Raw genomic sequence first — 13,450 nt, 5'->3', positions numbered from 1 at the left:
TAATCGCAGATTGCACAGAGGGTCACGTATGACCAGGTAGGTTGGTTCAAGACCCAGCGAAGTCAAATCGGTGGCCAGTACGTCGTCCGCATAGAATGGTGGCATGTGGTCTGTTTCAAATTTCACTGAAGCCGTTAAGAGGACGGATGGTTATAGCTGAGTCTCGGCAAGACTATCCGTGTTCATCCGTGTAATCCGTGGTTAGTCCTCTTCTTCTCGACTTGCCTACTTCTTCGACTTCAACTCAATCATCGTCTTAGCCAGTTCATTCCCAATCCGCGTATACCAAATCGCACTACCCAGGTAATGATACGGACGATCAGACCCCACAAGCTTCCACTCTTCAAAATGATCTTGCCAGTTGGGGAACTTGGCTTCGGCGGTCTTGTCGACCAGGACGTCGGTGCGGATCGTTTTGACGTTGCCGGCGAACTCTGGCACGTTGTTCATGGCGAGCTGGGCGTCTTGGATTTTCTTCATGTTCTCGGCTGGGGGTGACGAGCCGTTTTGGCCCAACGCGCCGATGACCACCGGCAACTGCGGAACATCCCAGGCCTGGCGAATGTCTTGAATCAGCAGCTTCATGTTCGCTTCGTACTGGCCGGGGGCATGGTCGCCGAACATGTCGTTGAAGCCTTGGAACCAAACGAAGCCTGCGATCTGTGGCTGCTTTCCTTTCAGCTGCGGAAACAGCTCGCCAGCGTTTTTAAGCGTCTCGTCGACTTCCTGCATCATGTTCCGGTAGGAGACGCCGTACTCGGCTTTTACCTGCTCCATGGTGGGCAGCGGGTCGTTGCGGTTGCGTTTCTCGTTATTCTTCTTGGTCTGCTCCTGCAGCTTGGCTAACTCCTGCTGCAGCACTTCTTCGCTGGGCAGGCCAGCGCTGGGTGGGCGAAACTTCTGGTAGAGCGAGTGCCCTCCCCAGGCCGTTTTAATGAGCAAGACCGGCTCGTCGTAGTAGTCCCCCATGGCGAAACCAAACGCAAGTTCCAGGCCGGTCTTGTCGCGCGAACCGTACCCCACGGTCAGCGGCCCCTTTCGTCCCAGGTACTTGATCAGCACATCGTCCCGCTCGATCCACTTGGTGTTGTCTTCGTTTCGATAAGGCGCGAAGAACTCCTTGGTATCCGCGAAGGTCGCCTGATGCTCGAACAGTTCGGTACTGGCTTTCCCTTCCATGTTGGACTGCCCAGCCAGGATGAACACTTGGTAGGTATCGGCCGCGAAGACGTGAGAGACGGCCATGCCGACCACAAAGAGGAGAGCCACCGGAACATGGAGTAGACGCATGAGGAATTCCTTGAAAGGGAGAAGTCGTCGGGGGAGATAAAGGGAAGAGCAATCTCCGTTGTACCCTAAATGGAAGTCACTTTCCAAACAGAAGCCCGTGGCATACATGCCTTCTCTTCTCCCCTGTGTTCTCTGTGCCCTCGGTGGCTAACCCCCTCTTCCTGGAGCAGCTAGCAGGGCACGAAAACCGGCCTTTGTCCGAATTGGCCGTTTGGTTACTATCTGAGAACGCTTGTTGAGCTAGACAAGCTATGGGAACAACATGACCAGTGCGACGATCGTCGCGATGATGCCCAGGATGCCGAAGAGAATCCAGGTGAACGACTTCCCCGACCAGGGGCTTGTGTCGTGGATGATCGCGTGCAGGCAGATCGGGCAGACGTCGACATCGTCGAAGATTTCGGCCCCGCACTCGGGGCAGATCATCGTCTCGTCCTGATCGTCTTCAGGCTCGTCGTCGATCCAATCTTCGTCGTACTCGTCGCTGTCGACCATGTTCCTGGGATGGGTAAAGCAAAGTTAAGAGCACACCTCGGCATTATCAATCTTCGGCAGAAGGATCTGCCTGGGATGAGCCGAAATCGTCAGGGAGGACGAAGGTGGAAACGATTAAAACCGCTTGCATGGTCATTGTACTCATGGCCATTGGTTACGGCGTCTACACCGTTTTGAATCAGCCGGAAGACGTCCCGCCGGAAGTGGCCGATGCCAGCGAAAGCATGGACCTCACCCTGCCGGACTTCTCGCAGATGGCGATGCCTGGCGGTTCTCCTTCGACTTCCCCATCTACGCCGATGGGCACCCCTTCCACGGCACCCAAGTTCGATGACAAAGGTTTCGCCAGCGGACGTTTGACCGCTCCCCAGCTCGGCCAATCAGGCGGGAACATCCCCTCATTCGATGGCGGCGCCAGCGCGGCCGGCCAACACGATCATGGTCACGGCCACGATCATTCCGACGACGCGCCTAAGTTCGCAGGCTCCAGCGACCTTCCCCCCCTGGGCAACTCCCTCCCCAATAACCCCGCCCAGGAAACGTCCTCCAGCGAAGCTCCCATCCCCACTTCACCGGACACTTCCCGTACCGAGCTGGCCTCGGTCTACAGCCAAGGCAACATGAGCGGCATAGCCAATCCCGTGGGGGGCGACGCGGCCCAGTCGCTCCTGGCGTTCCAAGCTGACTGGGACGAAGCCCAGGTCTATCTGCGCCAGAACGACCTGGTCGAAGCGACGAGGCGGCTCACCCCGTGGCGCAATCGCCCCGAGCTGAATCCCTCGCAAAAGGAAAAGCTGAACCTCCTGCTCAGCCAACTGGCCGGCACGGTGGTTTACTCGACGCAGCACTCGCTGGAAGAACCGTACACCGTGGGTAGCGGCGAAACGCTTAGCAGCATCGCTCAGCAGTTTCAGGTGCCTGAGATCCTGCTGCAGCGGATCAATGGCATCGCCGACCCCAACAATCTGACGCCTGGCCAAAAGCTGAAAGTGCTGCGTGGTCCCTTCCACGCGAAGGTCGACATGACGCACAACGAATTGACGTTGGAAATCGACGGCTGCTACGCCGGACGATTCCCGATTACCATCGAGAACGGCGCCATCATTCCTGCTGGCGAACACGAAGTACTGCGCAAGGAAGCCAACCCGCAGTTCTACGACGAGGCGTCGCAGAAGATCCTGACGGCAGGTGACCCGGCCAACCCGTATGGCGGCCATGCGGTGCACCTGGACGGCGGAATCGTCCTGCACGGCAGCGGCGGCCCAGGCGGCTCGATCAGCATGAGTTCGCGCGATTCGGAAGACATCTACGGCATTCTTTCGGTCGGCTCGAAGGTCACCGTTCGCCGATAATTTGACGGCGAAGTGAATCGCGGATAGCTTACGATAGTCCCACCCTACCTTGCGGAGACTATCGTGTCCGACCCCATCGGCCAGTCTAGCGAAACGACCCAGCCCAAGCGGCGCGGCTTCTGGCGACGGCTGTCGCTACGAATGCTTCTGGTCCTGGTCGCCTTGGTGGCGGTTCTGTTTGGACTGGTCAGTCACCAGATGCGCGTCGCTCGACTGCATGCCGACGTAGCGAATAACCTGAGGGCGATGTCGGTCGACGTCGCATCGACGCGAGCCACTCACCTTTACCTCGGTCCGATTCCGATCGAAATCACCGACCAGCGGCAGGCCATGCTCGACAAGTTCGGCGCGAACGACCTGACCTATCGTATTGGCCGGATCGTCTTTCGAGAAGACATGCGGGAGGAAAAGCTCAACAAGACGATTAACGAGCTGCGCAGGCTCGATTCCTTCTTCCACTTGTCGTCCTATGGTAGTGAAATCACTCAAACCGAGCTGGCTCGGCTTTTGGAAGACACGCACGTCGATACGCTATACCTGGAAGGAATGAAGGTCGACCGCCGCGGTATCCCTTGCCTGCATGGCAGCGAGGTACGCTGGCTGCTCTTAGCCCGCACGCAGTTCTCGGACCCGGGCATCGACGACCTGCCGGATACACTGGAGCACCTCGACGTGACGCGAACGCGGATCACGGACCAGGGGCTCGATAAGTTCGTGCGGCTGAAGAACCTGAAAACGCTGATCCTGAGGCGCACGCCCGCCAGCGAAGAAGGCATTGAAGCACTACGGCAGAAGATGCCCTGGTGCCGGATAGCCTGGGAGCCGCTGACCAATCCATGAAACACCGCGCCGCGACAACTGAAGACATCACGGCCCAATCGCCACGGCTGCGCTCGTGGTGCGTTCGTTGGTCGATGCGGGGCCTCATTGTGGCAACGGCGTTGGCTTGCATCTTGTGCGGATGGATCAGCTATCGATATCGAGTTGGACGACTCCACGAAGATGTCGCCACGCAGTTACTGATCCTTCAGGCACCCCGGCCAAAACATCGCATCTTCAACAATTCTCCCATTCAGCTTGACTGGAATCTTGAAGAAACCAAACGGGTGATCGATCCGCCGCCCGGAGTGGCTGCGGTCACCGGGGCAACCGACTTGACGATCGCCTACGACGTGCAGGTAAGGTATACGCCCCGTTGGATGGAAATGACTTCCAGCGGCCCTGTGTTTCAGCGTTTGAAGGGGATTCGTTTGACTCCCTACATTCATCCCGACGTCATGCGAAAAGTGTTGGATCAAATTGCCCGACTGGATGGCCAGGTACCCATTTCGATCGACATGCCGCGAATGCATCAAGACTTGATGGAGGACATCTTCACGAAAACCCAGGTCCATACCTTCGATGCACGATTCGCGAAACTAGAACCGGGGCCGCTCCCGTTTCTTAAGAACTCGGGGCTTGTCGAACTGTGTCTTTGCCATACCTGGTTTTCCGATGCGGCCGCGAGTGACTTGCCGGATACGCTCGTATCGCTCGACCTGGAACGCACGGCCGTGACTGATGCTGCCCTGCCAGAATTTGCGAGGCTGCATCGCTTGCAGTACTTGAACCTTCGACGAACGCCAACCAGCGAAGCAGCGATCGAGAAGTTGCGCGAGGCGATGCCGGAGTGTCAGATTGCGTGGGAACCGCTGAGGAATTGACGACGATAAGAGAACCCCCTCACCCTAACCCTCAGGGGCGAGGGGATCAGAGAGTGGTTAAACCGTTTCTACGCAGCCTTCAGCCAGGCGCACGATTGAGTCCGCTTCATCCGCGATGCTTTGGTCGTGGGTGACCATGACGATCGTCAGGCCTTGTTCTTCGTTCAGCTTGCGCAAAATGGCCAGCACTTCCTGGCCGGTCTGGCGGTCGAGGTTGCCGGTGGGTTCGTCGGCCAGCAGGACCTTGGGGTCAGAGACCAATGCCCTGGCAATCGCCGTGCGCTGCATTTCGCCGCCGGAAAGTTCGCGCGGCTTGTGATTCAAGCGATGGCCCAGGCCGACCATGTCGAGCAGGTGCTTAGCTCGTTCTTTGAGCTGCTTGCGGACGGCCCAGTACTTGAAGAAGCCGTGCGAGATCATCGCTGGAGTGAGCACGTTTTCCAGCGTCGTCAGTTCCGGCAGCAAGTGATAGAACTGGAAGATCAGCCCGAATTGGCCGTTTCGCAGGCGATCGCGCTGGCGGATCGGCAGGTTATCGGTGCGCTGGTCCTCGAAGTAAATCTCCCCCTGGTCCGGCACATCGAGGGTACCCATCAGGTGCAAGAGCGTGCTTTTGCCGGAACCGCTTTGGCCGATGATCGACGTGATGCGGCCTTCGTTGGCGATGAAGTCGACGCCGCGGAGCACCGGGATGATGTGCTGGCCTTTGCGGTAGCTTTTGTGCAGGCCAATCGTGCGGAGGATCGGCTTGTCGACTTCGATGGGCGTATCGAAGCGGTCGGTGTGGACGTGCGGACCCGGCTTCTTAGGCGCAGGGGTGACGGCCGGGGCGGTCGCGGTGGACGTGTAGCTATCGCTCATCATGTTACTCATAACGGAGGGCCTCGACCGGGTGAAGTCGTGCGGCGCGAATCGCTGGCAGCACGCTCGCCAATACGGCAATCAACATCGCCCCAAAAACCACCATGGCAATCGCGGCGGGTTCGACGATGGTAGGAATTTCCTGGAAGTAATAGATCGTCGGATCAAACACTTCGCGCCCGGTGATCATCTCGATCAGCTTGGCGATGTGGTTGATGTTCCAGACGAATAGCAGGCCGAGAATGCAGCCGACGCCGGAACCGACAATGCCCAGCGAGAGCCCGTAGCCGACGAAGATGCTCATGATCCCGCCACCGCTGGCACCGAGCGATTTGAGGATGCCGATGTCTTTGGTCTTCTCGACGACGATCATGTAGAAGGTCGCCAGAATGCCGAAGCCGGCCACGCCGATGATCAAAAACAGCAGGATATTGAGGATCGTCTTTTCCATCTGCACGGCAGCCAACAGCGGCCCTTGCATGTCCTTCCACGATTGAATGCGGAAGGGATGCGTTTCAGCGGGGAAAGCAGCACGCAGCTTGTTGGTGAACTGGTTGAGGTCGACGCCTGGCTTCAAGCGAATTTGAATCGTCGAGACGGCGCTGCCCAGTTCCGGGTGCGTCATGTAACGTAGCGACTGGAGCTTGCTCAGCGGAACGAACGCGAAGCCGGCGTCGTATTCGTTCATCTTGCTTTCGTAGAAGTCGACGACCGTGAAGGTCGCGTTGATCGCCTTGGGTGGGCTTTCGGCCGAAGGAAACGTCAGGCGAACGTCGTCGCCAGGCACGGCCAGGAAATAATCTTTCACCTGGCCTTCGGCATCTCGCTGACGAATGCTGGCCACGGCCATCCCCAGGATGATGCCGGGGGCCTGATGCTTCATCGGATCGAAGGTCTGGCTCTTGGGCTGATCGTGACGCAGAGCAAACGGGTCGCCTCCCTGATTGGGATCGATTGGCTTGGTTTGCTTGGCCATCCGCTCGGCCAGGTCGGCAGGGGGTGCTCCTGGCAGCGGTGGTGCATCGGGATCATCGGCGAACTTAGGAGTGACCAGTGGGGCTGGCTGAGCAGCATCTTCGGCCAGAGGGCTATCCATCGCTGCGATCTCGTTGGGATCGCGGCGCGGCATATGGCCATGTTGATGCATCGTTTCAAAACGCCGCATCTCGGCTTCCAGTTCTTTCTGGTAGGCGATCTTCTCGCGACGATACTCCCAGCCTGATTCGACCAAGGGAGAGTTCTCCGGGCCGTCGTAGCCGGTTTCCTTCAGGTTGAAGTCGACCTGCTGGCGGTTGGATGGGTGCTTCAGATACTTTGAAAAGTCGCTGACTTTATTGTACGTTTCGTCGTCGATGCCGATGACGGTGAGTTGCCGCGGCAGCCACTGGTCACGCACACGCATGTTCAGCATCGCCGGTACGTGCACGGTGACGGTCATGTTCTCGATGTCGTCGCCGGCCACCTCGCGTACGGCTTGCATGTGACGTTCCCACTGGTAGAAGCCATCCAGGCTGTGGCTTTCCATCACGACGTCGGAAAGAATGCCGTGCAGGCGAACGTGCATCTCGTGCGAGAAGCCTGACATGACGGCGTTCACGACCACCATGGTGGCCACGCCCAGCGTCACGCTAATGATCGACGCGAGGGCGATCCAACGCGTTTTCAGGTAACGCAGACAGAGCATCAACTTGTACATTGCCAATCCTTCGGCAAACGCGGCACTCGTGTCTGGTCCCCTCGCCCCTCCGGCGGTGTGCCACTGGCCTCTGGCCATTGTGATGGGGGAGAAAACGTGAACCTTAGGCACTGGCCAGAGACCAGTGGCACACAGATTTAACCTTCAATCTGGATGCAATCAGGTTGCTTCGTGCCGCAACAGCGGGAACAAAATGATTTCGCGAATCGTCGCGCTGTTAGTTAGTAACATGACAAGGCGGTCGATGCCAATACCAAGTCCGCCAGCTGGCGGCATTCCGTTGCGAAGGGCTCGGACGAAATCGGTGTCCATGCGGGCCATCGAGTCCTCTTCGTCCATCCCTTCCAACTGGGTGCGGAACAGCTTTTCCTGCAGGTCGGGGTCGTTCAACTCGGTGTAGGCGTTGGCCAGTTCCATGCCTTGGATGAACAGCTCGAAACGTTCGGCAACCGCTGGATTATCCGCTTTTCGCTTGGTCAACGGGCAGATGCTAGCAGGGTAGTCGATTACGAAGACCGGGCCGACCAGTTTGTCTTCGACCGTTTCTTCAAAGATCTCGTTACGCAGCACGTCGGGGTGCTTGCCGTCGGTCTCCAGGCCCAGCTTCTTGGCACACGCGATTACCTCGGCTTCGTTCGTCGGATCGATGCCGGCGTGCTCTGCTAGCAGGTCGCTGTAGCACTTCCGATCGAACGGGGGCGTGAAGTCGATCTCTTTCTCGCCGAAGGGAACCTTGTACGGCGAGCCGATCGCATCGAGGGCGTTCTTGACGATGTTCTCGGTCAGCTCCATCATCGTTTCGTAGTTGCCGAAGGCCTGGTAGACCTCAAGCATGGTGAACTCAGGGTTGTGACGCGGGCTGATCCCTTCGTTGCGGTAGACGCGTCCCAATTCGAAGACCCGTTCCATGCCGCCAACCAGCAGCCGCTTCAGGTGCAGTTCCAAGGCGATTCGCATCACCAGCGGCATACCCAGGGCGTTGTGGAAGGTCTCGAAAGGACGCGCGGCGGCACCACCGGCGATCGTGTGCAGCGTCGGGCCTTCAATTTCGTAGTAGCCTTCACCGACGAGCGTATCGCGAATCGAACGCACGATTTGGGTTCGCTGCACGAAACGTTCGAGCACGCCGTCGCCGTAGGCCAGATCCAAGTAACGCATCCGCTGACGCATCTCGGGATCGGTCAGGCCCTTATGCTTTTCCGGTGGAGCTTCGAGCGTCTTGGTCAGGAAGTGAAGTTCTTCGACGAAGACGGTCAGCTCGCCGGTCTTGGTTTTCTTCAGTTCGCCATCGACGCCAATGATATCGCCGAGATCCAAGCACTGGGCGATCTCCCAGTTGCGCTCACCGACCTGGGCCTGGCCGAGAAACAACTGGATGGTGCCGGTCCGATCGACCAGGTTGATGAAGATCAGCTTGCCAGTGGGTCGCATCAGCACGACCCGCCCCGCGACGCGTACCTTGGGACCACTGTACTGGGTTTGCTCGCGTCCTCCTTCGCTGGTCGTCTTCTCTTCGGTGATTTCCGACTCGAGCCCGCGAACCTCGGAAATCGACTGCTTGTTGTCGAACCGCTGCCCCCACGGGTCGATCCCCAAGCTGACGAGCTTGTCCATCTTCTGACGACGAGCCGCTTCGATCGCATGAACCGCGGCGTTCTGATCTTCGATCCACGGACGGCTTTCGTCGGAAAGCAGCTTGGTCAACTTCTCGGCCAGCACGTCGGCGAAGGTATCGCTTTCGCCGAACAGGCAAATGTCATTCGGCTTCAAGCCTTCGGGGAGACGCAGCAGGTCGTGGATCTCGCCTGAGACCTCCTCGCGCTGATCGCTGCCGTTATTGCGGTGCGTGAGGACGAACCAGACCGACTGATGGAACTTGTTCTGCTTCGCACTTTCCAGCACCAGGTCTAACTGCTGCTGGGCTTTTTCTTCGGTGTACGGATTGAGCGACGTCTCGTCATCGGTGCACAGGCCGATGGTCAGTGCGAGCGTATCCTTGGCCTTGGCCAACAACTCTTCGGCCGGGACGGCGCCGGGGTGCCCTTTGTCGTCGGTACCGAAGCAGTGATCGATGATCTCGAAGGTGACGCCAAACTCAGGCTTGGCGGTTTTCTTATTGAACTCTTTGAAGAACTTGCGGACATCGCGACACTCTTTGACGGTGTCGTTCGACCAGAGCAGAAAGACTTGGTACTTGGACGGTCGATTGGTTGGCTTGGCGGACATGGCCCCTTCCGAAGTTCGGGTGATGGGAAAACCCCAGGGGCAAGCTTTGGCACCCTCAAGTGAGCGTGAAGAATGTAACCCCAGTTACCGCAAGATTTTACTGGGGTTGATTTGAGGGTCAATCGGAGGTCGTTTCCGCAGCGTGAACTAGCGGGTAACTGGTCCGGCTTCGCGAGGGCGATATTGGTACGCCTGTAGCACGCCCATGTGCAGACAGAGGTGCTCGCAAATGAGTGCTCGCTTGGTGGAATCGTGTCGGACGATTTCCAAAACCGGCGGTGAGGTGTGCTCCATGAAACCGACGTTGAGCAGCTTGTTGCTGCGATCAGCGTTCCACGAGGAGGTGACGTGGTAATCCTTATCGGTGACCACCACCCGGCAGGTCGTGGTGCCGCTACCAGCTTCCGACTCGAAGACGAACAAACGATGCATGATGCCCCCTTCGTCGGTAAAGCTGTTCTCCGAGATCAGCCTGTCTTGGTGCAGCGGGTTCATCGTCGGAAAAGACTCGGTCGTCAGGAAGGTGACGTAGTTGGCCTTGCGGTAGAGCGACTCGCCAAAAGCGACGCCCAGGATGCCGACCATGATCAAAACGGTAATCGCCGATTTGGCAAACTGAGCTGGGGTAATTTTGCCCATGCTAATAATCCTCTGTTCCGGTAGGTAGGTCGTTTTGCAGGTAGGTAGTTTGTGAGCCGCAGTTGTTCAGGCTGCTAACTCCGCCTCGTTCTCGATGGAACTGAAATCGTCTCTATGCTTTAATTCGCGTCCGTCTGTGACTGATATTCCCCCATTATCGTTTTTCTTGCAACGGTTTTTCGAAGGCCTTTTTTTGCCCACCAGGCAGGCTTCCAGCTTATGCAAAAAAACGCACCTATAGGAGTCACGTGGGGATGGGTCCTCGCCGTATCGATGCAGATTCGGTGAAAACTTTATTGGCTGGATTTTTCCCTTGAGACCACCGGGGATGTGGTCTTCCGCAGTGCTAGCTAGTAGGCAGGGTCTAGCGATCACGAGAGAGAAAAAAAGGCGACTCAGGCCGGCAGGGGCAAACGTCGGGGGAAACGGGCCAACCAGAGTCGCCAATATGGTCACTGCCCCAGAACGAGTGTCTCGGTCGGCGGCAGTTACTTAGCTGTCTATATTTTCGCTCGATGCCACCGAGATTCGATGTGGCAAACCGAGAATGAAGAAATTGCTAAGCTCAGTCTAATTCCCGGTGGCTGGTATACCACTCCACAAGATGGGGGATCTGACTCGTTATATTCCGGGTTTTTGGCCCTTCTGTGATGATTGCAACGCCCTTAACGCCAAATAAAGTATCTCCGCCTATTGGCTTGCGTGGTACCGCAAGATGACACCGCGGCTCAGTAATACGCTTGGACACTTATCGTAAAAAGGGAATCGCGACGGGAATGACGTATGGCTCCCCCTCGTAGGCCTTCATAGCAGGCAAGATCGTGAAGATAACTTGAATGGCGAAGGTGACCATGGCCAATAGAATTCCGACGTAAACGCACATCAAAACGCCGGAGGCCATGTAGGCCAGGATCAGCGTGATCTGAAAGTTGATGGCCTGCTTACCGTGGAAATCGACAAACGGGGATTTGTCCTTCATCAGAACCCATAGGATCAGGGGCCCAAACACGTTGGTCAGCAGCCCCAGGATATGACACAGCAGGGCCATGTTGCGATCGTCTTGCGTGACTTCCTGCGATTGTCCCGATTCATAGGGAGACGACTCATGCGGATTCGTAAAATCTGACGACATGGTTTCATCCTTCGCGGTTAAACTCGAAGCTCTTCCGTCGGCGCACTCAGCGTATCACGTCTGCCGAGGCACTTCATCTTTTGGCCGATGCGTTTGGCGGTAGCGATCGACCACGACCCAGACCATCAGGATCACGCCACCTAGAAACCCTCCGGCGTAACTGGCGCTGTGAATCCACAGGTCGATCAGAAACGCATCTTGCTTTTCGCTGGGAATGGCATGCTCGAAGCCTCCGGCCAAGTGAATCGCGTCATAGGCCGTCAGCACGTAGCACGTCACACCAGCCATAATCGCAAGAGCGGCCGTGCCGGCCATCAAGACCAACATCGGACGAACCAGGTCTTTGGCTGACTTTTTGACCAACGACCCTGTCTGGCTGACGAAGGCCAACGGGATGCCCAGCATCGCCCCGACCCACCAGGTCGCCAGGAAACCCCAGGCGAGTCCCAGCACGGTAGGATCGTCCGTCCCGCCCAGGATTGGCTTGTGACCGATGGTGAAGTACTCGACGCAGATCCGAGCCGTGATCTGATCGTGGATGACGCCATAGATCACGCACATCAAGATCGAGAGCCCCACGATAAGTGGCGACTGCGTCATGCATTCCCCTTATGGACAAGACAAACAGAAAAGGCCGATGGATACGTTTCCCCAAGGGGATTCGTCTGCCATCGGCCGATCTTGGTGATTGGAGTGAAGGTTTTTCAAATTCGCCCCTCACCCTAGCCCTCACCCCGGCGGAGAGAGGGGACAAGAGATGTGCTACTCGGCGGAAACGAACTCGTAGATCGAGCCGTAATCGCCGAAAATCGCACACATCAGCACTTCGCCATCTTCCGTTTCGCCGAAGCAAACGACCGGCGGGTTCGAGGGCTCTTCGATGCGATAGTTCGTGCCAGCCTTCTTGGTCTCGTAGTCGTACTCGAGCGCCCAGATCTTACCAGTCACGTAGTCGGCGTACAGGAACTTGCCGACCAATTGCGGGACCTTCTTGCCGCGGTAGACGTAGCCGCTGGTGATCGACTTACCGACGTTGTGGTGATACTCGAAGATCGGATCGATGTATTTGGCACCTGGCTTGGCGAACTCTTCGGAGAAGGGATGCAAGCCTTCGCGAACGTTCCAGCCGTAGTTACCGCCGTTGGTAATGACGTCGATTTCTTCCCACAGGCCCTGCCCCACGTCGCCGGCCCAGCAAGCACCGGTCTCGCGATCGAAAGTCAGTCGCCAGACGTTACGCAGGCCATAGGCATAGATCTCTGGCTTGGCCCCTTTCGTGTTCACGAAAGGATTGTCGGCCGGGATGCCGTAGTTCTTGCCGTTCTCTTTCTTGTCGACGTCGATCCGCAAGATCGAGCCCAACCAGGTCCCCAGGTTCTGCCCGTTGCCGAAAGGATCGTTGGCCTTACCGCCATCCCCCAAAGCAATGTAAAGGTACCCATCGGGGCCAAACTCGATGCTGCCGCCGTTATGATTCCAGAACGGCTGATCGATCGTCAGTAGCACTTCTTCCGACTCGGGATCCCCCTTGCCATCTTTGGTTTTGAAACGAGAGACGTGCGAGACCAGCCCCTTCTTCACGGTGTAGTAAACGAAGAACTCGCCGTTCTCTTTGAAGTTGGGATGGAACGCCACGCCCAGGAGGCCTTCTTCGTTTTGCTTCGGATTGAAGCGAACCGAGTCTTCGATATCGAGAAAGACTTCCGTCTCTTCGACCTGTGGATCGTTGGGCACCGCCAGGATGACCCCTTGCTGTTCAGCAAAGAAGACGCGGTTGCTGCCGTCACCAGCGTGGGTGATCGTCACCGGTCGACGAATCCGCAGGTTGGTGAAAGTCTTCTTAGGAAGCACCGACAAGATCGGATCATTCGGGATCGGCGGACCCTCGACTTCCTTCTTCTGCGCAAACGCAGGCACAACCAACAGGGCCATCATCGGAAGAACAAAAAACAAACGAAGCAAACGATTCATGGTCGAGATGCTCTCAGCGACAGGGGAAACACGGAAGGACCAGTGGCAGGAACGTCGACTTATTCTAGCTGGGCAATTTGGCGAA

At 57.4% G+C, this 13,450-nt stretch carries 12 protein-coding genes; 3 read left to right on the top strand and 9 right to left on the bottom strand.

What is annotated here, in order from left to right; genetic code table 11:
- Window positions 1-225: 225 nt before the first annotated feature.
- Both Pan97_RS01340 and Pan97_RS01335 read right to left on the bottom strand, forming a co-directional pair.
- Window positions 226-1,290 carry a sialate O-acetylesterase gene (locus tag Pan97_RS01340; RefSeq protein ID WP_165698553.1) on the bottom strand — a complete coding sequence of 355 codons (1,065 nt, stop codon included), beginning with the start codon at window positions 1,288-1,290 and terminating at the stop codon, window positions 226-228.
- 249 nt (window positions 1,291-1,539) lie between these two features.
- On the bottom strand, window positions 1,540-1,785 hold the full coding sequence (locus tag Pan97_RS01335) for a hypothetical protein (RefSeq protein WP_144970028.1): 246 nt from the start codon (window positions 1,783-1,785) through the stop codon (window positions 1,540-1,542).
- A 104-nt stretch (window positions 1,786-1,889) separates the two neighbouring features.
- On the opposite strand from Pan97_RS01335, the gene Pan97_RS01330 reads away from it, so the two are divergent.
- From Pan97_RS01330 to Pan97_RS01320, 3 genes are all read left to right on the top strand, one after another.
- Complete coding sequence (locus Pan97_RS01330; protein WP_144970025.1) at window positions 1,890-3,137, top strand: LysM peptidoglycan-binding domain-containing protein; 1,248 nt, start codon at window positions 1,890-1,892, stop codon at window positions 3,135-3,137.
- 63 nt (window positions 3,138-3,200) lie between these two features.
- The gene (locus tag Pan97_RS01325) at window positions 3,201-3,977 is read left to right on the top strand and encodes a leucine-rich repeat domain-containing protein (protein WP_144970024.1); all 777 of its coding nucleotides are present in this window, start codon (window positions 3,201-3,203) and stop codon (window positions 3,975-3,977) included.
- A complete protein-coding gene (locus Pan97_RS01320; RefSeq protein ID WP_144970022.1) occupies window positions 3,974-4,840 on the top strand; it encodes a hypothetical protein in 867 nt (288 codons plus the stop codon). Before Pan97_RS01325 ends, Pan97_RS01320 begins: the two co-directional genes overlap by 4 nt.
- 57 nt (window positions 4,841-4,897) lie before the next feature.
- Here Pan97_RS01320 and Pan97_RS01315 read toward each other — a convergent pair whose 3' ends face one another.
- The 7 genes from Pan97_RS01315 to Pan97_RS01285 all read right to left on the bottom strand — a co-directional run bounded on the left by Pan97_RS01315 (window position 4,898) and on the right by Pan97_RS01285 (window position 13,365).
- Complete coding sequence (locus Pan97_RS01315; RefSeq protein WP_241676351.1) at window positions 4,898-5,713, bottom strand: ABC transporter ATP-binding protein; 816 nt, start codon at window positions 5,711-5,713, stop codon at window positions 4,898-4,900.
- Entirely contained in the window at window positions 5,706-7,397 is a 1,692-nt protein-coding gene (locus Pan97_RS01310) for an ABC transporter permease (RefSeq protein ID WP_144970020.1), read from the bottom strand. The genes Pan97_RS01315 and Pan97_RS01310 overlap by 8 nt, the downstream gene beginning before the upstream one ends.
- 159 nt (window positions 7,398-7,556) lie before the next feature.
- Complete coding sequence (gene lysS, locus Pan97_RS01305) at window positions 7,557-9,065, bottom strand: lysine--tRNA ligase (RefSeq protein WP_241676458.1); 1,509 nt, start codon at window positions 9,063-9,065, stop codon at window positions 7,557-7,559.
- Window positions 9,066-9,770: 705 nt separating this feature from the next.
- Window positions 9,771-10,262 carry a hypothetical protein gene (locus tag Pan97_RS01300; RefSeq protein WP_144970016.1) on the bottom strand — a complete coding sequence of 164 codons (492 nt, stop codon included), beginning with the start codon at window positions 10,260-10,262 and terminating at the stop codon, window positions 9,771-9,773.
- 748 nt (window positions 10,263-11,010) lie between these two features.
- Entirely contained in the window at window positions 11,011-11,394 is a 384-nt protein-coding gene (locus Pan97_RS01295; RefSeq protein ID WP_144970014.1) for a DUF4870 domain-containing protein, read from the bottom strand.
- 54 nt (window positions 11,395-11,448) lie between these two features.
- Window positions 11,449-11,994 carry a hypothetical protein gene (locus Pan97_RS01290; RefSeq protein WP_144970012.1) on the bottom strand — a complete coding sequence of 182 codons (546 nt, stop codon included), beginning with the start codon at window positions 11,992-11,994 and terminating at the stop codon, window positions 11,449-11,451.
- A gap of 162 nt (window positions 11,995-12,156) precedes the next feature.
- On the bottom strand, window positions 12,157-13,365 hold the full coding sequence (locus Pan97_RS01285; protein ID WP_144970010.1) for a PQQ-dependent sugar dehydrogenase: 1,209 nt from the start codon (window positions 13,363-13,365) through the stop codon (window positions 12,157-12,159).
- Window positions 13,366-13,450: the final 85 nt, after the last annotated feature.

Source organism: Bremerella volcania, assembly GCF_007748115.1.
GTDB lineage: Bacteria > Planctomycetota > Planctomycetia > Pirellulales > Pirellulaceae > Bremerella > Bremerella volcania.
The sequence above is the reverse complement of the archived record's forward strand: the minus strand, read 5'-3'. Positions and strand labels throughout refer to the sequence as shown.